This is a genomic window from Arenibacter aquaticus (assembly GCF_003957295.1).
GTDB lineage: Bacteria > Bacteroidota > Bacteroidia > Flavobacteriales > Flavobacteriaceae > Arenibacter > Arenibacter aquaticus.
On sequence record NZ_RQPJ01000003.1, the window covers coordinates 1 to 24,564 of the forward strand.

Genomic DNA, 24,564 nt, shown 5'->3' on the forward strand with positions numbered 1-24,564 from the left:
AAATTAATTTAATCGGAATAAAAGAAAACCACCTACAACAGTATGTATAAAAAATGGCCGTGGGCCACTGTTCATACATCTGTCGTTGGCAAACATTATGAAATCAGGACTGAATTCCGATTTTTACTATCCAATAATCAAGTTTATCGCCAATTATGGATTGATACTTGGCGGACTTTTTATTCTGTTATTTGGACTGTTAGCAATGAACAAAGCTAAAACTCAAATGGACATAACCAATGAGGGAAGAAAAGTTATGGTTGAAATTATAGAATCTCCTCCGGACTGCGAGCGAATTGGACGTAGAGGTGGATTTGCAAAACTTAAATTCAATGGTAAGGTTTTTAATAAAAAAACAGGACAAAAATTTTGCAGTTTGGTAGAAGGAAAAAAGAAAATAACAATGCTAACAAATGCAGAAAAAAGCAAAATAATATTTTTAAACGAATACGAAAAAGAACACAACTGGATAGCTGGAATAGGTCTATGTTTATTCGGAATAGTCATTGCCTATAAAGGATGTAAACAAAAATAACGTTTGCCAACAATACCTATAGCAAATAGGGCATAAAGTGCTATATTTAATGGCTTGGGCGTGTTTACTAAGTCCGCCAAGTCTTTTAGATTTGGCAATTAAAAAAGAAAAAATAATTACAAAACAAAAAGCTCTGGCTAGCAGACAAGACGGAAACGAAAAGTTTCCTTGCCTGCCCTACTTGCCATAGCCGAGACGTTGGCAAACATTATGAAAAATAGTTAATGAAAAAATATTTGAGAAGCAGAAAAAATATTCCGTATATCATAATGTTAATAATTGGGATTGGAATTGCGACGTACAAATATGATTTTATTTCAGCCATTATTGGTTTTGGAATTGTTATAATTTTCAGCTTAATTATGGGGTATTTAATAAACAAACTCGTTAAATAATAATTATAAATAGAATTTACAATTCAGCGTAATTGTGTAATTAAGCTAAAACTCAATCTTGAACTGCTCATATAATACAAATGGATTTTAGCTCGATACAGAGGGCTACGAAGGGGTACGCAAGACTTTCCTACTCGGACGCACTCAGTACGCAAGTAGAACGCCAGCTTTTACTCGGACGCAAAATAAAAAACGATTTGCCAACAATGCCTAAACGTAATGCGGACTTTAGGTCAAAACGGAAAGGTCTGTGTATATTTATGAAGTCGCTAAATCTTATGGATTTAGCTTTGGACAAGAAAAAATAAAACTAAACAATAAGCTTTAGCTTAGTGCGCAGACGGAAACGAAAAGTTTCCTTGCAACCGCACTACGCTTAGCCGGAACGTTGTGCTTAATACTTAAAATAAATGAACGATTCAAATATTCTAGACATACCAAAAATTCATCCTATTATCGAAAGGAAAAGTGAGGAAATTGGATTTACAATGCCATCCGATTTATATATCGGTACCTTACTGAAAACCCTTATTGCCTCAAAACCAAGAGGAAGATTCCTCGAATTAGGTACAGGGATAGGACTTTCACTTTCATGGATGACGGACGGAATGGATATACATTCGAGCATCATTACGCTAGATAATGACAAAAAACTAATAGATATCGCCAAAGAAAACTTTAAAGACGACGAGCGTGTAAAGTTTGTATGTGCAGATGGAGCGGAATGGATAAAAAATTATGACGGTGATAAATTTGATCTGATTTTTGCAGATGCATGGCCAGGTAAATATGGAGAGCTAGACGAAACAATTGACCTACTAAAAATAGGTGGATTTTATATTATCGATGACATGACTGCACAACCAAATTGGCCCGCAGGACATCAAAACAATGTCGACGATTTGATAGAAGATTTGGAAAGTCGAGTAAATCTGACTCTTACCAAAATAAACTGGTCAACTGGACTAATAATAGCTGTGAAAAAGTAGTAAGCACAACAGGGGCTATAATTCAGTCTTGCATTCTTCAAAAGAGAAAATTCATTACTTTTAATCTGGCACGATTTCATTACCGGAAAATCCCAAGGGATTTCCCAGACCGAAATCATAGCCTTAACGTTGGCATTATGAAAAAACTATTCGCCATACTAATTTTCTTTTCCACAAGTGTAGCAAAGGCGGATTTTGTGCCTATTGACTTTATTTCTCTGATTCATAGAGCGGACAAAATTGCTTATGGAGAAATAATTTGTGTGGACGAAAATGTGTTTGAATTAATGGTCGGTAGAAGTCTTACTTCAAAGGACAAGGTCATTATCATTAATAGATTTGAGGACTGGACTTGCGCTGTGAGATGGTCGGACTATTTTGTTGGACAAAAAATCATGGTTTTCTTAAGTAATGATAAAGATGGGCTTCATCCTATTGGTTCGGGAAACGAAGGGGAACTACCAATTTTGGAAAATAAGGTATATCCGAGCTTAATGTCATGGCATTTTGACTACGGAGCTATAAAAAAAATTAAGCCGCTACCAGAATATAAAAAATTTGACTCAGAATTATATACAGGGATTGAATTGGAATTGGATTTTCTGTGGGAATATGTCAAAACGATTAGAGAATGTTTCAAATCCGAGTTGACGGATTTTTCAAGAGTAAAATCAGCAGAATGGACTTGTTCTCCAGAAAAAGCGGAGAAATTGAAAAACTCGAACAAACTTTATGCCCAGACCTTTAAAAGATTAATAAAAGATGCCAATCGAGTAGACGGGTCCGCCCCTAAGTAGGAACGGAGTGCACCCCTCACACCACCGTACGTACGGGTCTCGTATACGGCGGTTCGCAATCCATCTTTTCAATCGCTCTTTACACCAATCGAAACTATTCTGTACTTTATGAATAGGCTACATATTTTCTTGGGAGTCGGTCACCCAAATAACGAAAATCAATGCTCCCGTTCTAATTTCCAAAAGGCTTACGTTCAGTCCTTCCTCATTTGTGAGACCTATGCAGTTTTCTGCAACTTGTTTCCAATGAGTACTACGACGTCAGCTGACTTCTCCATTTAGCTACACGTAACTTTGGAGACCTCCCCAGGTAATGACATCTTTCCTGCCACGCCAAAAAGCGTGGTTTCCCTCGATTCCTGCCAGATCTACTGCTTCGGCATTCACTTAAAAGTGTTTCGGACTTTACAATGATGTGCTTGCTCATCCATCCTAACAGCCTCATATCTGGTTCCTGTTCGTCGGTACCGAGTTTTGTAGTCCTGCTTCCTTCAGTCCTAGTTTCGCAACTAGCAACCTTGCAGCTTACTAATGGTTCAAAGAGCCTGTCCTGAGCGAAGACGAAGGGTTACCCCTGCCCACAAGGGACCTGCCTGTCCGTCAGGCCGGCTTGCACCCTCTAGATTAATTATCTACTTTGCAGTAGATAAAAGATGCCCATGCTGGGCACATACTGTACCTATAAGCAAGGCGGGATTATGGGTTAACATTAAAGTTTTGTCTATATTTATGAAGAGCAATACCTTTTCAGTTTTGCCCAGAGATTAAAAAATAACCAAACCCTCAAAGCTTTTGCTTGGTGTGTGGCGAAAATTCAAGTGTAGGTCCGCTCCCGCACTACTCATAGCCTGGGCATTGTAAACATTTGACGCATCCAAATGGAAAAATTCGCATCTACTTTATAAATAAATGTCATGAAAAAAATATTAATATTCACTTTAATTGGATTTGCTTTTTTGGGTTGTAATTCTGAAAATGGTGATGTTATAAATGATACCGATTATGCCGAATATATAATTGAGAACTCTATCGATACAGTAATAAATTTTATGGCAGAAGAAATATATACAACTAACGAAGCTCAAGAGCCTGTTTTAAAATTAAAACTAATTACCTCCGAAATATTCCCTTGTATCAACTACGGGTTGGCAACAACTGAATTTACAAATGACAATGAACTTATTGTAAGATTTGAACAGATAATTGAACCCGAATTGTGTTTAACTGCAATCGGACCTGCAACATCCTATATTGAATTACCTGAAAACATAAATAAAATAACCTTTTTAAATGGAAGTGTAATTGACAAGTATTATATAGACATTAATCAACAAAAAATATCTTTAACACTTATCGAAAACAACTTCACAACCTCGTTGTTCAACAAAACTTTTAGAATTCCTAAAAATTCATTTGCATATGTTTGTGGAACTAATACAACTAATACAAACATCTACACAGATTTTTCAGAGATAATAGAGCAAAATCCTGACTTCATAGAATTTGATTTTGAAGGAGAAGGGAGAATACCTTATCCAGAAACAACTGATGGAAATTGGGTCAATCATCCCTCAAAATATTATAAGTACACAAATTCATTAGAATTTAACAATTTAGCTAACGTAATGAATGAATATTCTTCTGAAAACATCGAAGAAGATTCTGGAGTCACTATTTCAATAATTAGTTGGAATAACGTCAAATTCTATAGTTGGCTTGAAAATTGAAAAACTATGCCTAGTCGAGTAGGTAAAAGGGAGTCTCACGTCTAAACCACCTCACACCTCCACCTCAGGTCGAGGTAGTGAGCAGTACGTTGACTATTCAATATAATGTAATTCATAATAGTTTTACCGTATTCCGGAAAATAATCAAGGCGGATCCGATCTTACGATACGATAACTACACCCATCCAAGTGGGGAGCGATAATTTATGTTAAGAGTATAGGATCAAGTGTATTGGCCATATCTTATCGCGATTTTGCAATCGAATATTACTTTATCTTTCGAAGTGGTACAAATCCAATCATTATATGTTCAACGATCAGCCAGAAATAGCTTAATTTGTGGCTATTTCGGAGTGATGGTGCCACATGTTTCGGTCAAACAGTGCCACTTTGATAGATATTGCCATGATATAAAAATTATTGTTAATCTATTTTTGAACTCCCTTTTCTCATCGACTCGCCTTTTAAATCGATCCTGTGAGTGGATACATTGGAGCATGCTGACCCCCTAAGAAAAAGAAGATAGCCGAATTTTTTAAATTATTCCGGAGCATGTTGACTCCTCAGGATGATTTATTTGGGAGCATGCTGGACTAAATCTGCGCTTTTTCTACCTCCAAATCCCCAATCCGCTCGCATTCAATTGTTAATAACTCTGTTTTTTCCCTTCAAATCATCAAGGAAAGTACAATGCAGATTGGTGTATTTCAATTTTCTATAATATCAAATAATACCAAATGATATTGCTTATTATATCATCCAACACAATGCACTGTACATCAATTCATTGTGAATAAATATTTAGATTTACCAGCACTTTCAACCCACCTATTTTCTACTTTTATTTCAACAAACCTATAGAAGGTAAACAAAAGCGCTTTTGTTCATTTATTAATCTTAAAAGAGAACCAAATGGACACTATTTTAATTTTTGATCGTTTAGATCGCCTTGAAAAACTGTTAACGGCTCACAAAGAAGTCTTAACTTTTGAAGAAGCCTGTGACTACACAGGAATATCGAAGAGCTACCTTTACAAATTGACCTCTTCTGGAAACATCCCGCACTCCAAACCCAATGGAAAAATGATTTTCTTTGAAAAGAAGAAGCTGAACGGTTGGCTCCTACAGAACAATAGGAAATCAAAGTCCGATCTCGAAAATGAAGCGTTGAGACACACCCTTAAAAATCGACGACCATGATAGGCGATACACCTAGGGGGCAGCTTTACAAGGTAAAGGAGGCCAAAAAAAAGACCATCTATGACTATACGATAGAATACCTGGAGGGGAAGTACACTATCATGTACAACGAGATATCCCATGATTTCCAGATATCGTTCAAACATTCCAGGGAATGGTCCTACCTGAACCTTAATTCCCTGATCATAGAACTGGCAAAGGCGGGTATCGATATCAGTACGGGGAAGCTGGAGATACTGATCCGATCGGAACTCATTCCAAAATACAATCCGATCAGGGCGTATTTTGAATCCCTCCCAAAATGGGACGGGGAAGACCACATTTTGAAGCTCGCATCCTATGTGCCAACCTATGATGACGGTGCCTTTGTCTACCACCTCAAAAAATGGTTGGTCCGGGCCATAAAATGCGCCCTGGAACCGGCCTATTTCAACAAACAGGCTCTCATTATCAGCCACAGGGGGCAGAGCTCGGGAAAATCTACTTGGTGCCGGTTTATCTGTCCACCGGAACTCTCCGATTATATGGCAGAGGACATCAGCAACGATAAGGATGCCCGCATCCAGTTGTGCCGTAACTTTCTGTACAATCTGGATGAACTGGCCGTACTGACAAAAAAGGATGTAAATGCCCTAAAAGCATTTTTCTCCAAGACCTTTATCAATGAACGCTTGCCCTATGACCGGAAGAACACTACCCTCCCCAGGATCTGCTCCTTTTTGGGCTCTACCAACATGTCCTCCTTTTTGAACGACGAGACGGGATCGGTACGGTGGCTTTGCTTCGAACTCAAGGACAAGATAGATTTCTCCTATTCCAAGGAAATGGAGATCAAGGATGTATGGATCCAGGCCTACTATCTCGCCTATCATGACCCTTCATTCAATCCAGAGCTCACCCTGACCGATATTTTGGAGAACGAGGAGCGCAATAAGAAATATACCAAATTGACCACCGAAGAGGAACTGGTCTCCAAATACTTTGAAAAATCCAACGACATGGCTGATTTTGTCACGGCTTCGGACGTACTGGTAAAGCTAAGGCATCTCAACATGAGACTAAACCAGATCAATCTTGGGCGGGCACTGTCCGGATTTAACTTCCAAAGGGTAAAACATCCCAAGCGGCAGGTATACGGATATCTGGCAAAAGCTGTGTTTACCAACAGTCCTTTGGAGATGGAAGTATAGAAAAAGTGCAAAAGCACCTACCTAGTTACCTAATGGGCTATAACCTCCCCACTTATGGGAGCTACACTAAGGTAGGATACATTAACCACTGGTTACCTAGATATTACCTAACCTACCTTTTAGGGTAAGATGGGTAACATCAAAATTGGAGCTACCTAGGCTCTTAACCTATATAAACAGGGACTTAGGTAAGAAGGTAAGAGAAAATCAAAAAAAAGAACCGGCTGATGAAAAGAAAAAAAACATTTAGGACACGGTGTGAAACAGCCCGGGATTTTTCCATCGAAAAGGCGCTGGCAAAACTCGGGCACTTTCCCACCAGGACATCGGAAAAAGAAGCTTGGTTCCTGAGTCCTTTCAGGTCAGAGACCCAAGCCTCTTTCAAGGTCTCCAAAACATTGAACAGATGGTATGACCATGGAGAAGGGAAAGGGGGCAACGTGATCGACCTGGTCTGCCTACTCAACAGATCAACCGTAAGGGAAGCATTGGATTGGTTGGAGAATGGCCAGATCTCTTTTTCTTTTCGCCAGCACCTTTTTAATGAATTTGAGGAGGAGGGGATCAAAATTAGGGATGTAAAGGTACTTGGCCATAATGCCCTGCTAGAGTATGTAGAAAAAAGGGGGATTTCCATAATGACCGCCAGAATCTTGTGTAAGGAAGTCCATTATAGATTCAAGGATAAGATGTATTTCGCCATTGGCTTACAGAACGATTCCCATGGATGGGAGCTTCGGAATAAGTATTGTAAGAACTCAAGTTCCCCTAAAGATTATACCCACATAAAGAACGGGAAAAACAGCCTGATCCTTGCCGAGGGCATGTTCGACATGTTGAGTCTGTTGGAACGGGATAAAAGACTAAGGAATGAAAATGACCTATTGATATTGAATTCCCTGGCCTTTGTTGAAAAAGTAATAGAACTAATTGATGGCTATGAATCCATCGCGCTCTATCTGGACAATGACAAAGCCGGAAAAAGAGCAGTTGAACTATTGATGGAACAAAGCCCCAAATGCAGGGACATGTCAAACTTGTACAAGGATTTTAAGGATGTGAACGCATGGTGCACGGCCAAAAAACTATGACCCGTCGGGGAAGGAATTCAAGATGTGTCTTTGTTGCCACAAAGACGATCTTGCTTTGCTCCCGGAGGTCGCAAAGAAGTAAAAAATGAAAAGGACCTATATCAGATTCAGATGCTCCCTCTACGAGAAGAAGCTGCTTAGGATCAAGGCCAAAAAGAGCGGGCTGAGCGTGAGCGAATATTGTCGGCGTGCCGCTTTTGGGGACAAGATCGTTCAACGTCTCACCGAAGAACAGATAGACATCTATAAGATGTTGATCCGCTATGCAACAAACTTTAAGCTGATCGGGAACATGTTCAGAAAACGGAATCCCAAATTGGCGGAAGAGGTTACAAAGCTGGCCGAGGAAATACGGGGTCACCTTAAAAATTTTAAAAAATGATAGGCAAAGGGAAATCGATATCACATACTTGGGCTTCCATGCAATATGGCTGGAACCAGGAGAAGGATGCGGAGGTGGTATACTCCAAAAATCTGGCAGGGGAAACCCCAAAGGAGATTACGGAAGAATTCAAGTTCGTCCAAGAACAGAATGCCAGGTGCACCAACAATACCCTGAGCTTTGTCCTCAGTCCGACCATAGAGGAGGGCAAGGAACTGAATGCCAAAGCGCTCAACGAGATCACGGAAAAATTCCTCAAGGAAATGAAATTAGAAGGGCATCAGGCCATCGGCTTTGTGCATAGGGACCGACAACACACCCATGTCCATGTGTATGTGAACCGCATCGATTTTAACGGCAGGGCCTATAACGACAGTTTTATCGGAAAGAGGAGCCAGCAGGCCGCGGAAAACGTCGCCAGAGATATTGGGCTGACCACGGTACGGGAAGTGCAACAGGAAAAATTGGACAAGATAAAACTCATACGATATGAGATCAAGATGATCCATGAGAAGGTCATGGTGGAACACCGGCCCAAGAACTTTGACCAGTACATGAAATTTATGGAACGGAACAATGTTAAGGTAATTCCCAGCATCAACAAGTCGAACCAATTGCAGGGATTCCGATTTGAGTTTAAAGGACATAGCTTAAAGGGGAGCGAGGTGCACCGTTCCATGTCAGGCAGCAGATTGGCCATAGGGATAGCGGAACATGCAGGAAGGGGCTTCGTCAAAAACAAAGACAATACCGTCAGCCTCTTAGGAAAAGCCACGGAGCTCAGTGGGAACATTGCCATGAAAGTAGCGAAAAAGGTTATTGTGAAGACCATTAAAAAAGGTATGGGAATCGAGATAGGATAGTAATAATTAAAGATTAAGATATGGCAAGGTTGGACGAGATTACGGAACTATTGACCGACGAACTGGAAGGATTGAAACAGATGTTGGTGAAATTGGAACAGCTAAGCAAGGAACTCACGGGTTCGGAAACGGTACAGGACATTTCCCTAATAAGAAATGAACTGGAGGAACTTAAGAGAACGCAGGAACATCATTTCCAAGGGCAGGATACTAGAACCATCCAAATTGAGGAACAATTTAAAAAGTCGCAAATCATCCCTGAATGGCTATTGTTATTGGTTTGTTTGATATTAATTATTTCTTTGTCCATTTCTGGCTATTTGGGCTATCAGGTGGCACAGTTGGGAGAAGAAAAGGAGAAAGCCTTCGAAGAAGGAAAAGTGGTTATTTCAACGGAACTGAATAGCTATTTTAAAGAGCATCCTGATATCTATAAGGGGTTTCTGGAATGGTCTAAAAAAGAAGTAAAACCAGATCAAAAGTAGGTGGCGCCCTAATTCGATTTTATGTAACGCTTATCCGCCCGAACGCTATAAAATCGAATCAGGATCCAAGCGCAAAGTTTTTGTAAGATTTGGGATTGAAAAGGTACTATTGATTAGGAAAAAGTTTTTTTTTTAGCACTATCTGTCAGATGAATAAGTAGCTATTACAAATACCTGAAAAATCATCGCTAACTTGGGAAGTATCATTTATATAAAGCCCTTCCCTCCTACCTACCTATGAAATAAATGCTTATAGGTGAATAGAAATTCTTTGCAAATTTGAATCGTTATCATAATCAAAATCAGAAGATTACAATAAATAATTATAATTACAACAATTTGAAATGTCCAGTTTTTTATTAAATAAACTGGACAACTATTGATTAATTGAAAGGGCTAAAATGTCAAATCAAACCTTCGTTAAGAAAGGCTGATAGATGTGTTTAACACGAAGCAAAATTTTATTTAATTAGTGCACTATAATACACTATTTAAGTAAATAGAGCTAATTACATTAAAAAAGACCAAATAGTGCAATAAAACACACTTTCACTATGTTTATTCATGATAAATATATAATTTAGCCTACAAAAGAGCCATATAATGCACTTTAGTAGTTTAATCCAAAGTATAAAGGAGCGAAGAGAAATGTTACAGGTTACCCAAGAAACATTGGCAGACCTTTCAGGTGTGGGTCTTCGTACCCTTAAACAATTTGAAAGCGGTAAAGGCAACCCTACTGCAGAAACATTAACCAAACTGGGCAATGCACTAGGTTTGGAACTCACTTTCCAAGTAAAAACGACAACACCTGAAGAATGAGGCGAGCAATCATATTATACAAAAAGGAAGATGCGGGTATATTGACCCAATCCGATGATGGAAGTTTCACCTTTCGTTATCATGACAAATGGTTTGAATCAAAGGACTCCCCTGCTATCAGCCTTACATTACCCAAAAACCAACAAGAGTATCATTCCGAATTTCTATTCCCTTTTTTTTATAATATGCTTCCTGAGGGATCGAACAAACAAAATATTTGTTTTGAGTTACGCATAGACCCAAAAGACTATTTTGGTCTATTATTGACCACTGCGAAATATGATACGATTGGAGCCATTCAGGTTAAGGAAATAAAAACATGAGTAATCCAATGAAAATAAACAATTGTCCTGGTACTTTAAAGAAAGGATTAGATACCTATAGTACGACAGCATTAAACCGTTTATTCAATGGTAGGAAGGTAAGCCCTATCCTACCCTACGAATCGCCCGTTACCAATGTAGTTACAGAAGAACTCTTTAAAGAAAACAAAATACGTTTATCCATTTCTGGTGTACAAGAAAAATTCTCGGTACTATTGGAAAAGAACAAACTACGTTTGATAAATGAAGGAGAACAAGGGCAGTACATTTTAAAACCTATTCCCAATGTGGGAACCCGTACAGATCAAATGCCAGCCAACGAACATTTGAGCATGCAGATAGCACGCCAAATATTCGGAATAGAAACTGCGGAGAACGGCCTTGTATTCTTTAAAAATGGAGACCCCGCATATATTACCAAACGCTTTGATGTGCAAGAAGATGGTACTAAATTAGCAGTTGAAGACTTTGCCACTCTAGCAGGCAGAACACCACAAACCCATGGTACGGATTTTAAATATTCTGGAAATTATTTGCAACTTTTTGAACTTTTAATAAAGTATGTTCCTGCCTATCCAATCGAGGCTATAAAACTATTTAAGTTACTACTTTTCAATTATTTAATATCTAACGGTGACGCCCATTTCAAAAATTTCTCTTTAATAGAAACTGCTTTGGGAGATTTTAAATTGAGTCCGGCCTATGACCTATTAAATAGTAGAATTCATATTGATGATAGAGATTTCGCATTAGAAGATGGACTTTTACCACTAGACAAATCAAGAGGTAAGGTTACCGAGCAGTTTTTTCAGCTAGCGGCACTTGCTGGCATTTCTAAAAGGCAATATGAAAAGGTATTTAAAAGTTTAACGACAAATCAGGATAAAGTACAATCCCTAGTCGAACTTTCATACCTGGATGAAAAGACGAAAAGAAACTATCTTCAAGGGTATCAGACCAGGCTTAAAAAACTTTTGAGGGATTAGAGCTTATAGTTATTTAATGAGCCGATTAGGATGTTTAATCGGCTCATATGGCATTATTCCATATATTTATCACTAAATCTCTCTATTTTTATAAGGCACTGAAAATAAGGTAAGTGTGATTATTAATTGATATCCAGAAATATAGTTTTGTACCTCATGTGTACCTCAAAGCTTCTGAACCCCTGTAAAATAAGGGTTAGTCACTTTCTGTATCGGGAAGTAACATTTCAAAAAGTGTTATTTAACGCGTCCTATAAATTAAATTCTACATCCAATCCAATATTGCACAGATACAAACGCTAAATTTCATATTTCCTCATTATTTGCTTCCTAATCTTGTTATAGGTACCTGAAACATGTTACCTTTATATGAGGCTATATCATTGGAAGCTATTGATATATTACGGTGGGCGAAGTTTTAGAAGTAGCAGCTATCTTATCTTTTACAGTTATAGTTGTATAATAATGTGCCCCGATTGTCACGGGAATATTTGAACTGGTATTAACTGTCAAATCTGTTTGATTAAAAATTTGGATATCATTTTCATAAAGCACAATATCAAAATTCAAAAAGTCCCCATCTTCATCAGATGCCTCCCATTGAATAGATAAAAGATCGTTTAATGAATCAAATTCGAATTGAATATTGTAAGCCGGATAGGGAACAAAATTGCCAACGGCTTCCCCTATCGAATAAAAACTCCATTGGCTGGAGGTAAATTCGCCGTCATCATTGGCTGACTTTACGCTCCATTGGTATAATTTTCCCTTGTCAATTTCCACTTCTTGATTGGTAGATGTAGTTCGAAGGTTGGCAACTTCATTATATGATTCTGACTCTACAACTGAAAGCTCATAATAATCAGCATTACTTGAGACAGCCCACTTAAAATTAATAAGAATCCTTTGGGGGGCATTTGCCACCGCAGTACCTGTCTGGCATATTTCGCTATTCTTTGGAAAGATCAATGTAAAGCTGTCTGGAGGGGTGGTAGTAGGATTCCCTGAATTATTACCCGGACCTTGCGTTGGGTTTGGGATAGTTGATGTATTGGTGTCACCGTCATCACCTGAACTACAGGAAATAAATACCACAATTAAAGAAATGGTTGTCATTATGTTCAATAAGGTTTTCATTCTTTAAGGATTTTTAGGTATTCCATTTTGCTACCTTCCAATTTCATAAAATAAACACCAGAAGGAAATTCCTGAATATTTATATAATTCCCATACGTTTCCAAATCTGATATTGACCTAACCCGATATCCTGATGTATTATAAATATGTATGTTCCCAAGAACACTTCCGTTAAGATAAAACCCCTTTTTGACTGGGTTTGGATATATCATTAGGTCATTAAGAAATAATTGCTCTTTGAAAACAGTTTGACATTCCGCCCCTTTAATGGAAATTGTATTTTCGCCTTTTTCTATAGGAATAGCTATACTTGAGGCCTCTCGGGTATCAACATCATAATAAAAGGTATTATCATTCACTGTAGCACTATATGTTCTATTGCCAGAAATGGTATAATAAGCTATTTTGTTTTTTTCGTCAACTCTGGTTTTATCGGCCGAAAGATCCTCTGCATCCAAAATCGTTACTTGTTCAAATATGTTTTGATACCCATCATCCAAAGAAACCGTTATGGCATAGGTGCCAGATGCAAGGTCAGATATTGACCATGGAGATTTAAAACTTAGGGCATTTTCGAAACTAGAGTCAATACCATTACCGGTGAGCTGTACATCAAATATATACCCGTTGGTTTCCTCTGTTACCGATAGTTCCAATAATCCGTTTGCAGTTCCTGGACATGCTGTACCTTCGGTGTACACCCGAAAGGCATTGAATGAAAACGCTTCACAGCCTCTTTCGTCTACGGCCTGTCCATTATTGGTATTAGGACATTGATCAAGATCATTAATTACACCATCTGAATCATCATCCCGCTGATCTATAATCTGGGACACAAAATTATTTTCATCGTACAAAAATGATAGACTCCCGGTAACTCCAATATGAATCTTACTAATAAAACCGTTGACATTCCGCTCTAAGGCATGATAGCTCAAATTTAAATTGGAATTTTGGTCTACTACATAAAATTGGGTTTGATCAGATCCAGATGAAAAGACATCTGCCATAAGCAAGAACTGATTTATAGGTTGTTTAAATCCATTGACAAACCGTTCTACTGCCAATTCCAAAGTCAGTCCAGAGTTACTGAAATAGATATTGGCTAAAGAAGCAAAAAATTCCTGTGGAGAAACTTGAAAGAAATCGTTGCCGGCTATATCTAGAACTTTTGATCTTAAATATTCTTTATTGGTTGTACCAGAAGTATTTAACATGTCATATTTCCAGTTCTGAAGCCTAGGGTCCAACCTCAAATAATCAAAGTCAATAGTATGGCATATTTCATGACTAAGAGCTATAGAAAATTCATCAGAAAGAAAAGAATCGAAATCCGAGGGAAATCCATTAACCGATCTTATCCCGATAGGTGAACCAAATGAATTAATAGCGCTCACACTTTGAGTGGTATAGATTGCGCTATTATAGTTATTAGTATAAAACTCCCTAAACATAATTACACCTAAATCTGTAATACCATCGGGTAAAGAAGCCAGAAGATTATCAATTACCGTCAATTGCAATTGGCTTAAACTAAAATTATCTATAATCAGAATTTCATAATCATTCCAAATTTTTAAATAAGCTGACGCATTTGGATTTATCAATTCCAAAGCTGATAAAAACTGGAGTTCTTTATCCGGGTAGTCTCGCAAATAGTCCCTAAGATAAATATGAACTTGCTCTCGAAAAGACCCAAGATATTTAAATTGTACATCGTCAAAATTAGAATTGATTGTGAAAAAATGGGGATACGTGGTACATAGTCCAGATAGAAAATCATAAAACTCATCCACTATGAGGTGCCTATTTGAATAATAATATTGGATTTTCTGAATTGCATTGGTAACTTGGGCCTCATCATTTAAAAAAACGCTTGCATTATCATTTTCTAAATTGAACATTACCAAATCTACAAACAGTTGAAAAGCGCCTTTAAACGTGATACAATTGTTAAACACCACACCACATGCAACATCGGTTAAATTTGCTGGTTGATCATCCATGAACTGAGGTAAACTATTAATGTCATCTAAATTGACCCTCTGACCGTGATTCTCGTTTATACTACAATCCGTAATATCACAATCGGCTTCAAAATCATCCAATTTATAATATACCCTTAGATTCTCCTCCAGACCTGATAGCTCTGTACTCATATTGTTTTGAAGATCGGTTTGTGATCTTGCCATATCCCAAATCCTAACTTCGTCAATAAAACCATTAAAAAAATAATTAGTGATCCCAAAAATAGACCGACCAATCCATAATTCATGACTATTTACTGTCCCTACAGCTGCATTTCTTACCAGTGTGTCGGTCAGCACACCATTAATATAAAGACCTACATTATTTCCATTTGAAACTGCAGCAATATGTTGCCAAACACCAACCTGTAGGACTGCGTTAGGACCTCTGCTTACCGCCCAATTACAGTCGCCATCCGATAGGAATGCTAAATTTCCGTCCTTAATGAATAGACCGTAATTACCGCACTGCCCATTATTTCCTTTGATCAGTATCGTTTTTTCACCACTTATATCATTGGGCTTGATCCAGGCCTCTACAGTAAAGTCACCCTCTAGACTCAATGATTCGCTATGCCCCACTGCTATGTAATCGGACAGGCCATTTAGATTAATTGATTTTTGTGAGAAAGTTGATTTTAAACCCAAGAACAAAACGGCACATAATAACAAAATTTTATTCCTGTAATTTTTTAGAAATGACAAGTGACTAAATGAAAACGTGAATGATCCTACTTTAAACATAACCGTGGGTTAATAATTACATTATCCACCATTCCTAACTTGCGGAGTAAATAGGCAACTAAGAAATATTGAATATAAAATAGGGGTAAGGGAATGAGTTTAAGGTACAAAAAATCTGTTAACACACCAAACCCAACTAACTATTAATCAACCACATATACACATAACAATCCTTCAAAAACACATAGGGAGAAGTGATTTACACCAGAATTCCACAACTAGAATTTTCTATATGAGACATATAACTTAAAAGGCTTAAATATGGTCATGGCGTGGTAGGCCTATAGAGAACTATTAGAGCTTATCAACGGTTGTTCCATTAATGTCTTAGGTTAGGCCGTTGTGTTCAAACGGTTATAAGCATCACTAAATATAGGGTTAACTCGTGGTTTTTATTTTGCTCGAAGTTCTCACAAGCAATTTTTTAGAATAAAAAAAGGAACAATAGTTTCCCATTATAAATTCAATTCGTAAGGCACTCCTCGACCGGCACTTATGGGGAGTAAACTTTGTTTTTCTACCATATTCTGTAGATCCCTATTGGCTGTAGCTTTTGAAGTTTTGGCGATGGACATATATTTTTTTGCCTTCACCCCTTTACATCATCTAATTTTAAATGATTGTTCGCTCAAACATTATATTAGTATGAGCCGATTAGACAGTTTAATCGGCTCATAGTTGTCTATCGCTCTAAAAGAAAAGTTATAAATTAACGGTGAATTATTAGGAGAGGTTTTAGTAGGCCCAGTTACAAAAACACTTTTTTGACCCAATGCTAATTTCCGTGTACTTTCCGTGACCTATTGTACCTCAGTTTGCATTAGACCCAATAAACATAAGGGTTTCATATTTCTGTATCAAAAGTAAAAAAAGGAACAATAGTTACCCATTGTTCCTTTTACAACTAAATTAACAAACTCATAATTATTGTATTTACCTAAAAACTTAGGGCATTCTAAAAGCAATAATCTTAAAGTTAACCGATAAATTATTGGTTATTCTTTCATTTCTTTCCGAACCGCTTTTATCCAAGAATAGGCAATTTTAGAAGTTCCTTCATTTTTTTGGATTCGATTTTGCCAAATTATTTTTCTCACTGATGTCCTTATCCAAATTGACCAAGAATAATTTTTCTAGATCCATTTTCTTCCCTTTGCCAGTAGGTTCCCTAACATTGCCAATAAGTTTCCAAGGACCTTTGCGCACTGCCCATTGTGCATTGGTATCATCATAATTGCCCAGCTGCCAATATGCCACCTCATGGGAGGAATCCCTTTTGCTGTCCTAAATAACGGACATAAGGCTTTTCCCTTCCAGATTATCTGCTACTTCTGAATTGGTCAATTCACCTATAGTACTATACCAATCCATCTCCAGCTAAGTTGATCACGTGAACACGAACCTGATTGGCAGGAAATATACCAGGATAACGAATAATGGCCGGAACTCGGATACCCCCTTCGAACAAGCTAAATTTACTTCCCCTATACGGCCCGGAATTATCATCTCCCCAGAATGCTCTTTCCTCCAACGAATGCCTGTGATTGGATTGAAAAATAACAATAGTGTTATCCGCAATACCCACCTCATCCAGATAATCCAGTATATTGCCAATGTTCTCATCCGTCTTGGACACAAAGGCAGCATATTCCTTTCCCGGCGTTGGAAGACCCTTGTAATAGTCCAACAACTTTGTAGTTCCTTGGTAAGGGTAATGCGGCGCGTTGAAAGCCCAATAAATAAAAAACGGCTTATCCTATCGGTGGGTCCATTTAATTCGTTCTCTGCCTCGGCTATGGTTAGTAATATTTCAGCATACCTAATAACAATTGTATTTATTTCAGATTGATTGGGCTGTGGTGGAGTTCTATTAGTATCATCCACAAAATAAGTATACTTCTTAAAGGCAAACCCTATAAGATCAGCTAATTATTCATCTCCTGTAACCAATTCACCATTGAACTTTGACCCTATCGTTATCAAAGTGTGCGCCAGACGACAATCTCATATTAGCATTGGGATTGTCCAAGCCCCAAACCCGACATTTCCCAAACACTTATAAAATTCAAGACCTCAGATTGTGGGGTCTCCTGCATTTAGGGACCAAAATTCCACCTAATTTATTATCTTTCTAGAGTGGTATGGAATCATTACCAATTTCGTCCACTAGAAGTATAGGCATTCTCCCCCATAATGCTATAATGTTGAACACAAACCAATCCAAAATAATACAAATGAAAATTTTCACTTCCCTTGCTTGCTTTCTCCTTTTTTCCACTTATTTAATTGCCCAACCCCGTCAAGAACTAGTAGAGGTTATTGTTAGTCCAAACCATCCAGATTGGACCTACTCTATTGGGGAAAAGGCCGAATTTACAGTTTCCGTTTTTAAAAACAATGTGGCCCTGGACGATATCGAAATTGAGTATAAGGTTCAACCAGACCCTGGGTACCGAACCTTAAAAATATGGGATGAGGGCACGCGTACCCTTAGAAACAATTCCACGAAAATCAAGGCCAAAAAATTCACCGAACCTGGATTTCTTCGTTGCACCGCATCCGTTGAGATAGACGGGAAAAAATATTCGTCCTATACCACGGTAGGTTTTGCACCGGAAAAAATACAGCCCACCACCACTTTGCCGAAGGATTTTGAGGCCTTTTGGGAAAAAGGCAAGGAAGAATTGAACCAAGTACCTATGAACGCGGTACTGACCTTAATGCCCGAACGCTGCACGGACAAGGTAGATGTATACCATGTGAAGTTGGATAATATAAAAGGCAAAATATATGGCATACTTACCAAACCAAAAAAACCTGGGAAATACCCAGCCATCCTACACGTGCCCGGTGCTGGAATAAGGCCATATTATGGGGAAATTGACGAAGCAGCCGAAGGCTTTATCTCGTTTACCATTGGTATTCACGGCATTCCCGTAAACCTGGATAAAAGCGTTTATGATGATCTTGCCAGAGGGGCCCTGAATGGTTACCAGACCTTTAATTTAGATGATAGGGATAACGCCTATTACCACCGAGTGTATCTTGGTTGTGTTAGAGCTGTTGATTTTATAGAGAGTGTGGATGGTTTTAATGGTGAGGATATTGCGGTTACCGGTGGTAGCCAAGGCGGTGCACTATCCATTGTCACCGCAAGTTTGGATGACAGAATTGATTATTTGGCCGCCTTTTATCCTGCCCTATCCGATATGACCGGATTTTTACATGGGCGTGCCGGAGGTTGGCCGCAGATTTTCGTGGACGAATTCTCCAACAAACCAGAAAAAATAGAGGTTTCCAAGTATTATGATGTCGTAAATTTTGCACGGTTCCTAAAAGTACCCGGCTGGTACAGTTGGGGGTATAATGACAATGTTTGCCCACCTGCCTCTACCTATTCCGCCTATAATGTAGTGACAGCGCCCAAGGAGTTACATCTGTTTCAAAAAACACAGCATTGGACCTACCCTGAGCAACAGGAATTGAGAAAGAAATGGCTATTCGCCAAACTCAAGGAATAAGATGAATTGAGCGCCATAAATTTTGTCATGGTGTTTTCTATTTTTAATTAAACCAAGCATACATGAAGGCAAAAGACCAACATAGAAGAGAATTCATTAAGCAAAGTGGTTTGGGCCTATTGGGCCTAACCTTGTTACCCTCAGCATACGGCAGCATTGCTCCTAGCGATCGCCTAAGGGTTGCCCATATTGGGGTGGGTGGCATGGGCAATAGCCATATGAAATGGTTCAGTGCCCTACCTGAAGTGGATGTAGTGGCCCTTTGCGACGTAGACGAACTGCACCTGGCCAACAGTTTAAAAACAATGGAAACCCTTCAGCCGGGAAAAAAGGTGAAAGGCTATAGCGATTTCCGAAATATCCTGGACCGAAAGGATATTGATGCCATAACCTGTGCTACCCCGGACCATTGGCATGCACAAATTGCAACTTTGGCATTTCAGGCAGGAAAAGATGTGTACGGTGAAAAACCGCTTTCCTATGATGTTAAGGAAGGTCAAATGATGCTCAAAAATTTGGAAAAGCACAACCGTATTTTTCAAATGGGAACACAGATACATGCTACCGATAATTACCATCGTGTGGTGGAAATTATAAAGTCGGGCGCCATTGGTAATGTACACACGGTTCGTTTATGGAAAACAGGGGCACCTCCAAATTTGGGCAATCCTAAAAGTGTGGCCGTCCCCAAAGGTCTAAATTGGGATATGTGGTTGGGACCTGCACCTTATGTAGATTATATACCGGAGAAATGCCACTTTACATATCGCTATTTCTTGGATTATTCCGGAGGCTTCTTTGCCGATTTCTGGTGCCATATTGCTGATGTTGCCTTTTGGGCCTTGGAACCCAAGGGGCTAAAAAGTATTGTTGCCCGAGGTGAAAAAGCCGAAGGCATCGCCGACACCCCAAAATGGATCGAAATTGATTATGAGTTTGACGGTTTAAATCTGTATTGGACCAGTGAACCTCCAAATGTTCCCGGTGCTGCGGAACGAGGCATAGGCGCCTATTTTGAAGGAGACAAAGGCAGTCTGATATGCGATTACAATACACGTGAGATTACCATCAACGGTGAAACCATGACCGATATCCCAGAAATTTCGCAAAGCATAATTCGCTCTCCTGGACACCAACAAAACTTTGTGGATGCCGTAAAATCCAGATCCCAACCCGAATCAAATTTGGCCTATGCCCGCTCCATGACCTTACCAATGCATTTGGGCTTGATTTCATACAGATTGGGAAGGAAGCTCAATTGGGATTCGGGTAAGGAAAAATTTATTGGAGATTCGGAGGCCAATGGCCTTTTGTCCAGAAAACCACGGAAACCCTGGCAATTGGTAAAATAACCAATCGCGTATTTAATAGGGTTAACTATAAACAGTGGCATAAACGATAAACTTATAACTTGGGAATAGGACTATTTTCAATTTCATTTTTAAATAGCCTAGTTATTTGGAATACTATCAGGCATTTCTGTAATGCATTTAGCATTGCAGATACCAACTAATGAGAATAAATTTTGTAAATTTAAAGAAGCCCTCCCCTATAACTTAAATATTAAGTATGTCAGCGCTTGGGGAATTAAATAGGGATGAAGTATTTCTAAAAGAACTAAAGCAGATTGTACTTGATAATATCACCAATGAACAATTTGGAGTAGTCCCCTTATCCCAAGAAATAGGAATGAGCAGATCTCACCTATACAGAAAACTTCAATCGCTTACAGGTCAATCCATAAGTAATTTTATACGTGAAATCAGAATGGTTGAAGCTATGAAATTATTGAGCAAGGATATGGGATCAGTTTCTGAAATTGCCTATCAAGTAGGGTTTAACACTCCATCTTATTTTCATAAATGTTTTCATGACTATTATGGTTATCCACCGGGTGAGGTTAAAAAAATGAACGATAAAGTCAAGAAAAAAGTACCCTCCATTCTGGTTCGCCCGAAGAACCGTATAATTAGCTTTATAACCAACAGAACTATGGTCGTATCAATTGTGGCCATCATGTTTATAGGATTATTCATCTTAGAACATACAAGCAATTCGTTAAAAGCTAGTAATGAAATAAAGAGTATTGCCATATTACCGTTAAAACCGTTTTCAAAGGACAAAGATCAATCCTATCTGGCTGCAGGAATGCATGATGCCATTATAGGCGAATTAGGTAAAATAAGTGGTCTACGAGTTATTTCAAAAACATCAACTCTGCCTTTCTCGGATAATACAGAGAAAACATTGCCTGATATAGCCAAGGAGTTGGGAGTTCAAGCAATTATAGAAGGTTCTGTATTTATTTCGGGAGATAGCCTTCGCTTACAGGTTCAATTAATAGAAGTGTTTCCCAATGAACGCCACCTAGGGTCTCAAGAATATTATGAACAAATTAGTGAGGTATTAAGTCTGCAGAGTGAACTTGTACAGAATATTGCTGCCGAGATAAATGTTAATCTTACACCTGGAGAAGGTGAATTGTTTAACAAAAAACGCCGTACCGATAAGGAAACATATAAGCACTATCTAAGGGGCATGTATTACCTAAATAAAGATACGAAAGCGGGCTTTAATGAAGGGATGGGCCATCTTAAAAAAGCTATTGAATCAGACCCTGCCGATCCCTTCGCATATGCCAGCTTGGCATTGGGATATGCCATCTCAGGACATGGTCAAAATTCGAAAAAACATGTAATGGTCAGAGCAAAGGCAGCGGCACAGCAGGCCCTACTATTGGATGAAAATATGGCAAAAGCCCACACCGCTCTAGGAATGGTATATCTCTACAATGAATGGGATTGGGAAAATGCCAAAAAAGAATTTGACATTGCATTAAAAATCAATCCCAATGAAGAGTTCGCCCATGCTCATTTGGCTTGGTTGTACCTGTTATCAGACGAGAAGGAATCTGCAATAGAACAGGCACGGCTGGCCACAGAAATAAATCCGTTATACCCCACCTATCAGTTATGGCTGGGCTGGATGCATCAAATTATAGGTAACCATGAAATAGCAATTAAGGAAATGGAAAAACTCTTGGAGTTTGAACCTAATTTCTCTTTTGCCCATTATATAATTGGCAATGTGTATTACGACCAAGAAAGATATTTGGAAGCACTTAATGAATACGAAAAAATAGGCTGGAAGAATGATATGATCCTATCCTCAATAGGAGCGGCCAATGTTCATCTCGGGAATAAGAAAAAGGCTTTGGCAATATTAAATGAAATGGACTCTATGAGCCATGTAGAATTTGTAAACCCAACTTACCTAGCTCTTTTACAGCTTGCTTTAAAAGGTAAAGACTCCGCTATGGTATATTTAAACCAGGCATACCAAGATAGGCTGTATCCACTCCCATGGGTTAAATGTATTGGTCCCTTTAATTCTATGAAGACAGACGCTTCTTTTGTTAATCTTTTAAAAAAAATGAACCTGGATTTATAATCTTTGGATTGTGGTATACCACTTTACTTAAGCTACTTCTAATGTAATTAGTGGTAGCCAAAGATACCAACAGGGGCCATATTGATATTCCCTATAGGGCAACATTTCTTAACCAAAATTTGCATCTTATGGCAACATAATTGTTTAAAACTGGAAAGCATAATCACTAATTTTAAGAGTGCTTTACAGAAACGCAATTAGTTATTGACCGGTCTTCCTGAGAAATTCATTCTGATAAAGTTTTATTAACTATTAAAACCTTATATCATGAAAACAATTAATATTTATTTTATTGTAGCGTCCCTGTCTTTATTCTTTTGGTTTTGCGAAAAGTATGTAAAAGTGAAAGGTCCAATTCCTTTCCGATTTGAGTTTTCTACTTTTGGAGGCCCTGTAGATGGGGATATGAGTTGTGGTGAACCACCAATATTTATGGTTAGGCAAGAAGGAATTGGGGAAAAGAACTTAATTTTAGGTGAATTCACCTTTGTAGGACAGTTTTGCAATAATGTGGAAACAGGTGAGTATGGATCGCATGAATACTTTGCCGAAGAGGGGCTCTCTGCCGCTTTTGGTTACTTCATGGCCGAAAACGGAGACCGATTGAACATCAGCCCTATAAAAGGACAAATACTGCCCTCCACTAGGGAAGGTTATGATTTAATGTTTCAAGACCCTATTAAATTTGATGGAGGGACAGGTCGTTTTGAAGGTGCTACAGGCTCTGGAATGACGGACAGTTATGTTAGGCTGCAAGAAGGAAGAACAGATCATGTATGGACGGGCTCAATTATCTTAAAATAATTTTACAGTTTCCCAACCAATTGCTAATAAAAACATATACGAAAGGTCTTCGTATTTATAATGGGCTAAATTGAAAATTACACGATAGCAAAAATATTCAGATTTAGCTTTGAACCAAAAAATGTAAAACCGGTCCGTATCATAAAGGCTCTTGTCCAAATCTGTAATAGAGGGGCTTTTGGACCCGTAATAAACTTTAGCTTTATGCCCAGACCATTATCAAAAGTTAAGCGGCTGGGATGGGAAACACTTTAATAAATAACTCAAGACCACATGAATCAATTTTTTAAACAATGGAGGGAAGCCGCATATACCAGTCTAGGATTTATCTGGATGGTGTTGTGGGCTTTCTTTCGATGTTATATAACTAGTTCATCTATCCAAATATTCATTACTGAAAAACGAATGCAAGAACCAATAAGCAACAAAGGTGGAAAAAGTGTTCTACTGGGGACTTTCTTATGATTTATAAGTAGCTCCTGTAGTTTTTCAGCGTTAGATCTCTATTTCAAAAAGGAGTCAGTTTTGTATCATCTATTGCCTTTATTTTTAGATTCGACCAACCTTGTAATTGTACTAGGAATCATTATATCCATCTTTCTAGGCTGGCAGTTTATGATTGGAGAATATGTAGGAGGAATATTGCCATCCTGTTCAGTTGGTTACTTATCCGTATCCTTAATCCATAAAGTCTTATAAAAAATATACGAGACAGAGTGAATGAATCCATACATGAGGATCAATATCCTGACCAATAACCTATTAATAAAAAATTAAAATCTTCTTAAAACAGGGCCAAGGGTGGAAAACATTATGCCATGGAGTGGAAAATGGTAAGGAAAGACGTCACAATAGGATTCACCATAGAAAGAATTGTTGTGGCTTTTGTACCAGACACATTCCTAGGTATCGCCTTTTTTGGAGATGCCGATATTGCTATAAGCCATGCGCTATTAATAATAGGATCATTGCAATTACTGGCTATCTTGATCCCAAAACAATTTTTAAACCAACAAACTAAATTAAAATTAATAAACCCGCTATTTGGCACTATCCCGTATATTTTGCGGCTTTAAAATAACAGGGGTTGGACTTT

General features: G+C 38.3%; 20 protein-coding genes and 3 pseudogenes. 18 read left to right on the forward strand and 5 right to left on the reverse strand.

Annotation, left to right across the window (positions count from 1 at the left end):
- Positions 1 to 97 precede the first annotated feature (97 nt).
- The 13 genes from EHW67_RS07265 to EHW67_RS07325 all read left to right on the forward strand — a co-directional run bounded on the left by EHW67_RS07265 (position 98) and on the right by EHW67_RS07325 (position 11,785).
- A complete protein-coding gene (locus EHW67_RS07265; protein WP_126161719.1) occupies positions 98 to 535 on the forward strand; it encodes a hypothetical protein in 438 nt (145 codons plus the stop codon).
- An 805-nt stretch (positions 536 to 1,340) separates the two neighbouring features.
- A complete protein-coding gene (locus tag EHW67_RS07270) occupies positions 1,341 to 1,919 on the forward strand; it encodes an O-methyltransferase (protein WP_126161720.1) in 579 nt (192 codons plus the stop codon).
- A 137-nt stretch (positions 1,920 to 2,056) separates the two neighbouring features.
- Positions 2,057 to 2,716: a hypothetical protein gene (locus EHW67_RS07275; RefSeq protein WP_126161721.1), complete on the forward strand. Its 660-nt coding sequence runs from the start codon at positions 2,057 to 2,059 to the stop codon at positions 2,714 to 2,716.
- A 914-nt stretch (positions 2,717 to 3,630) separates the two neighbouring features.
- The gene (locus EHW67_RS07280) at positions 3,631 to 4,443 is read left to right on the forward strand and encodes a hypothetical protein (RefSeq protein WP_126161722.1); all 813 of its coding nucleotides are present in this window, start codon (positions 3,631 to 3,633) and stop codon (positions 4,441 to 4,443) included.
- A 912-nt stretch (positions 4,444 to 5,355) separates the two neighbouring features.
- Positions 5,356 to 5,643: a helix-turn-helix domain-containing protein gene (locus EHW67_RS07285; protein ID WP_126161723.1), complete on the forward strand. Its 288-nt coding sequence runs from the start codon at positions 5,356 to 5,358 to the stop codon at positions 5,641 to 5,643.
- On the forward strand, positions 5,640 to 6,833 hold the full coding sequence (locus EHW67_RS07290) for a VapE domain-containing protein (RefSeq protein ID WP_126161724.1): 1,194 nt from the start codon (positions 5,640 to 5,642) through the stop codon (positions 6,831 to 6,833). The genes EHW67_RS07285 and EHW67_RS07290 overlap by 4 nt, the downstream gene beginning before the upstream one ends.
- 227 nt (positions 6,834 to 7,060) lie before the next feature.
- Positions 7,061 to 7,924: a toprim domain-containing protein gene (locus tag EHW67_RS07295; protein WP_126161725.1), complete on the forward strand. Its 864-nt coding sequence runs from the start codon at positions 7,061 to 7,063 to the stop codon at positions 7,922 to 7,924.
- 85 nt (positions 7,925 to 8,009) lie between these two features.
- Entirely contained in the window at positions 8,010 to 8,306 is a 297-nt protein-coding gene (gene mbpA / locus EHW67_RS07300; RefSeq protein ID WP_126161726.1) for a mobilization protein MbpA, read from the forward strand.
- Complete coding sequence (locus tag EHW67_RS07305; RefSeq protein WP_126161727.1) at positions 8,303 to 9,169, forward strand: relaxase/mobilization nuclease domain-containing protein; 867 nt, start codon at positions 8,303 to 8,305, stop codon at positions 9,167 to 9,169. The genes mbpA and EHW67_RS07305 overlap by 4 nt, the downstream gene beginning before the upstream one ends.
- 20 nt (positions 9,170 to 9,189) lie before the next feature.
- On the forward strand, positions 9,190 to 9,654 hold the full coding sequence (locus EHW67_RS07310) for a DUF6730 family protein (RefSeq protein WP_126161728.1): 465 nt from the start codon (positions 9,190 to 9,192) through the stop codon (positions 9,652 to 9,654).
- 603 nt (positions 9,655 to 10,257) lie between these two features.
- A complete protein-coding gene (locus EHW67_RS07315) occupies positions 10,258 to 10,476 on the forward strand; it encodes a helix-turn-helix domain-containing protein (protein WP_126161729.1) in 219 nt (72 codons plus the stop codon).
- Positions 10,473 to 10,799, forward strand: a complete 327-nt coding sequence (locus EHW67_RS07320) for a HipA N-terminal domain-containing protein (protein WP_126161730.1) — start codon at positions 10,473 to 10,475, stop codon at positions 10,797 to 10,799. The genes EHW67_RS07315 and EHW67_RS07320 overlap by 4 nt, the downstream gene beginning before the upstream one ends.
- 8 nt (positions 10,800 to 10,807) lie before the next feature.
- Complete coding sequence (locus tag EHW67_RS07325) at positions 10,808 to 11,785, forward strand: type II toxin-antitoxin system HipA family toxin (RefSeq protein ID WP_238389863.1); 978 nt, start codon at positions 10,808 to 10,810, stop codon at positions 11,783 to 11,785.
- A gap of 390 nt (positions 11,786 to 12,175) precedes the next feature.
- Here EHW67_RS07325 and EHW67_RS07330 read toward each other — a convergent pair whose 3' ends face one another.
- The 5 genes and pseudogenes from EHW67_RS07330 to EHW67_RS20990 all read right to left on the reverse strand — a co-directional run.
- Positions 12,176 to 12,922, reverse strand: a complete 747-nt coding sequence (locus tag EHW67_RS07330) for a hypothetical protein (protein ID WP_126161732.1) — start codon at positions 12,920 to 12,922, stop codon at positions 12,176 to 12,178.
- On the reverse strand, positions 12,919 to 15,693 hold the full coding sequence (locus EHW67_RS07335; RefSeq protein WP_126161733.1) for a LamG-like jellyroll fold domain-containing protein: 2,775 nt from the start codon (positions 15,691 to 15,693) through the stop codon (positions 12,919 to 12,921). The genes EHW67_RS07330 and EHW67_RS07335 overlap by 4 nt, the downstream gene beginning before the upstream one ends.
- 1,056 nt (positions 15,694 to 16,749) lie before the next feature.
- Positions 16,750 to 16,950, reverse strand: coding sequence for a hypothetical protein (locus EHW67_RS07345; protein WP_126161734.1), 201 nt, complete (start codon positions 16,948 to 16,950; stop codon positions 16,750 to 16,752).
- 100 nt (positions 16,951 to 17,050) lie between these two features.
- Positions 17,051 to 17,437 (reverse strand): annotated as a pseudogene (locus EHW67_RS07350) (sulfatase family protein); the annotation flags it as partial.
- A gap of 26 nt (positions 17,438 to 17,463) precedes the next feature.
- Positions 17,464 to 17,577, reverse strand: a pseudogene (locus tag EHW67_RS20990) (RagB/SusD family nutrient uptake outer membrane protein); the annotation flags it as partial.
- A gap of 350 nt (positions 17,578 to 17,927) precedes the next feature.
- On the opposite strand from EHW67_RS20990, the gene EHW67_RS07360 reads away from it, so the two are divergent.
- The 5 genes and pseudogenes from EHW67_RS07360 to EHW67_RS20995 all read left to right on the forward strand — a co-directional run.
- The gene (locus tag EHW67_RS07360; RefSeq protein ID WP_126161736.1) at positions 17,928 to 19,214 is read left to right on the forward strand and encodes an acetylxylan esterase; all 1,287 of its coding nucleotides are present in this window, start codon (positions 17,928 to 17,930) and stop codon (positions 19,212 to 19,214) included.
- 62 nt (positions 19,215 to 19,276) lie between these two features.
- A complete protein-coding gene (locus EHW67_RS07365) occupies positions 19,277 to 20,566 on the forward strand; it encodes a Gfo/Idh/MocA family protein (protein WP_126161737.1) in 1,290 nt (429 codons plus the stop codon).
- Positions 20,567 to 20,783: 217 nt separating this feature from the next.
- Entirely contained in the window at positions 20,784 to 22,664 is a 1,881-nt protein-coding gene (locus tag EHW67_RS07370; RefSeq protein WP_126161738.1) for a helix-turn-helix domain-containing protein, read from the forward strand.
- Between the two features lie 267 nt (positions 22,665 to 22,931).
- Complete coding sequence (locus EHW67_RS07375; RefSeq protein ID WP_126161739.1) at positions 22,932 to 23,468, forward strand: hypothetical protein; 537 nt, start codon at positions 22,932 to 22,934, stop codon at positions 23,466 to 23,468.
- A 273-nt stretch (positions 23,469 to 23,741) separates the two neighbouring features.
- Positions 23,742 to 24,371: pseudogene (locus EHW67_RS20995) on the forward strand (permease); the annotation flags it as partial.
- Between the last annotated feature and the right edge of the window lie 193 nt (positions 24,372 to 24,564).

Excerpts from the sequence above, each read along its gene's own strand:
- EHW67_RS07265 (WP_126161719.1), top strand. The coding sequence starts at position 98 with ATGAAATCAGGACTGAATTCCGATTTTTACTATCCAATAATCAAGTTT.
- EHW67_RS07270 (WP_126161720.1), top strand. The coding sequence starts at position 1,341 with ATGAACGATTCAAATATTCTAGACATACCAAAAATTCATCCTATTATC.
- EHW67_RS07275 (WP_126161721.1), top strand. The coding sequence starts at position 2,057 with ATGAAAAAACTATTCGCCATACTAATTTTCTTTTCCACAAGTGTAGCA.
- EHW67_RS07280 (WP_126161722.1), top strand. The coding sequence starts at position 3,631 with ATGAAAAAAATATTAATATTCACTTTAATTGGATTTGCTTTTTTGGGT.
- EHW67_RS07285 (WP_126161723.1), top strand. The coding sequence starts at position 5,356 with ATGGACACTATTTTAATTTTTGATCGTTTAGATCGCCTTGAAAAACTG.
- EHW67_RS07290 (WP_126161724.1), top strand. The coding sequence starts at position 5,640 with ATGATAGGCGATACACCTAGGGGGCAGCTTTACAAGGTAAAGGAGGCC.
- EHW67_RS07295 (WP_126161725.1), top strand. The coding sequence starts at position 7,061 with ATGAAAAGAAAAAAAACATTTAGGACACGGTGTGAAACAGCCCGGGAT.
- mbpA (WP_126161726.1), top strand. The coding sequence starts at position 8,010 with ATGAAAAGGACCTATATCAGATTCAGATGCTCCCTCTACGAGAAGAAG.
- EHW67_RS07305 (WP_126161727.1), top strand. The coding sequence starts at position 8,303 with ATGATAGGCAAAGGGAAATCGATATCACATACTTGGGCTTCCATGCAA.
- EHW67_RS07310 (WP_126161728.1), top strand. The coding sequence starts at position 9,190 with ATGGCAAGGTTGGACGAGATTACGGAACTATTGACCGACGAACTGGAA.
- EHW67_RS07315 (WP_126161729.1), top strand. The coding sequence starts at position 10,258 with ATGCACTTTAGTAGTTTAATCCAAAGTATAAAGGAGCGAAGAGAAATG.
- EHW67_RS07320 (WP_126161730.1), top strand. The coding sequence starts at position 10,473 with ATGAGGCGAGCAATCATATTATACAAAAAGGAAGATGCGGGTATATTG.
- EHW67_RS07325 (WP_238389863.1), top strand. The coding sequence starts at position 10,808 with ATGAAAATAAACAATTGTCCTGGTACTTTAAAGAAAGGATTAGATACC.
- EHW67_RS07330 (WP_126161732.1), bottom strand. The coding sequence starts at position 12,922 with ATGAAAACCTTATTGAACATAATGACAACCATTTCTTTAATTGTGGTA.
- EHW67_RS07335 (WP_126161733.1), bottom strand. The coding sequence starts at position 15,693 with ATGTTTAAAGTAGGATCATTCACGTTTTCATTTAGTCACTTGTCATTT.
- EHW67_RS07360 (WP_126161736.1), top strand. The coding sequence starts at position 17,928 with ATGAAAATTTTCACTTCCCTTGCTTGCTTTCTCCTTTTTTCCACTTAT.
- EHW67_RS07365 (WP_126161737.1), top strand. The coding sequence starts at position 19,277 with ATGAAGGCAAAAGACCAACATAGAAGAGAATTCATTAAGCAAAGTGGT.
- EHW67_RS07370 (WP_126161738.1), top strand. The coding sequence starts at position 20,784 with ATGTCAGCGCTTGGGGAATTAAATAGGGATGAAGTATTTCTAAAAGAA.
- EHW67_RS07375 (WP_126161739.1), top strand. The coding sequence starts at position 22,932 with ATGAAAACAATTAATATTTATTTTATTGTAGCGTCCCTGTCTTTATTC.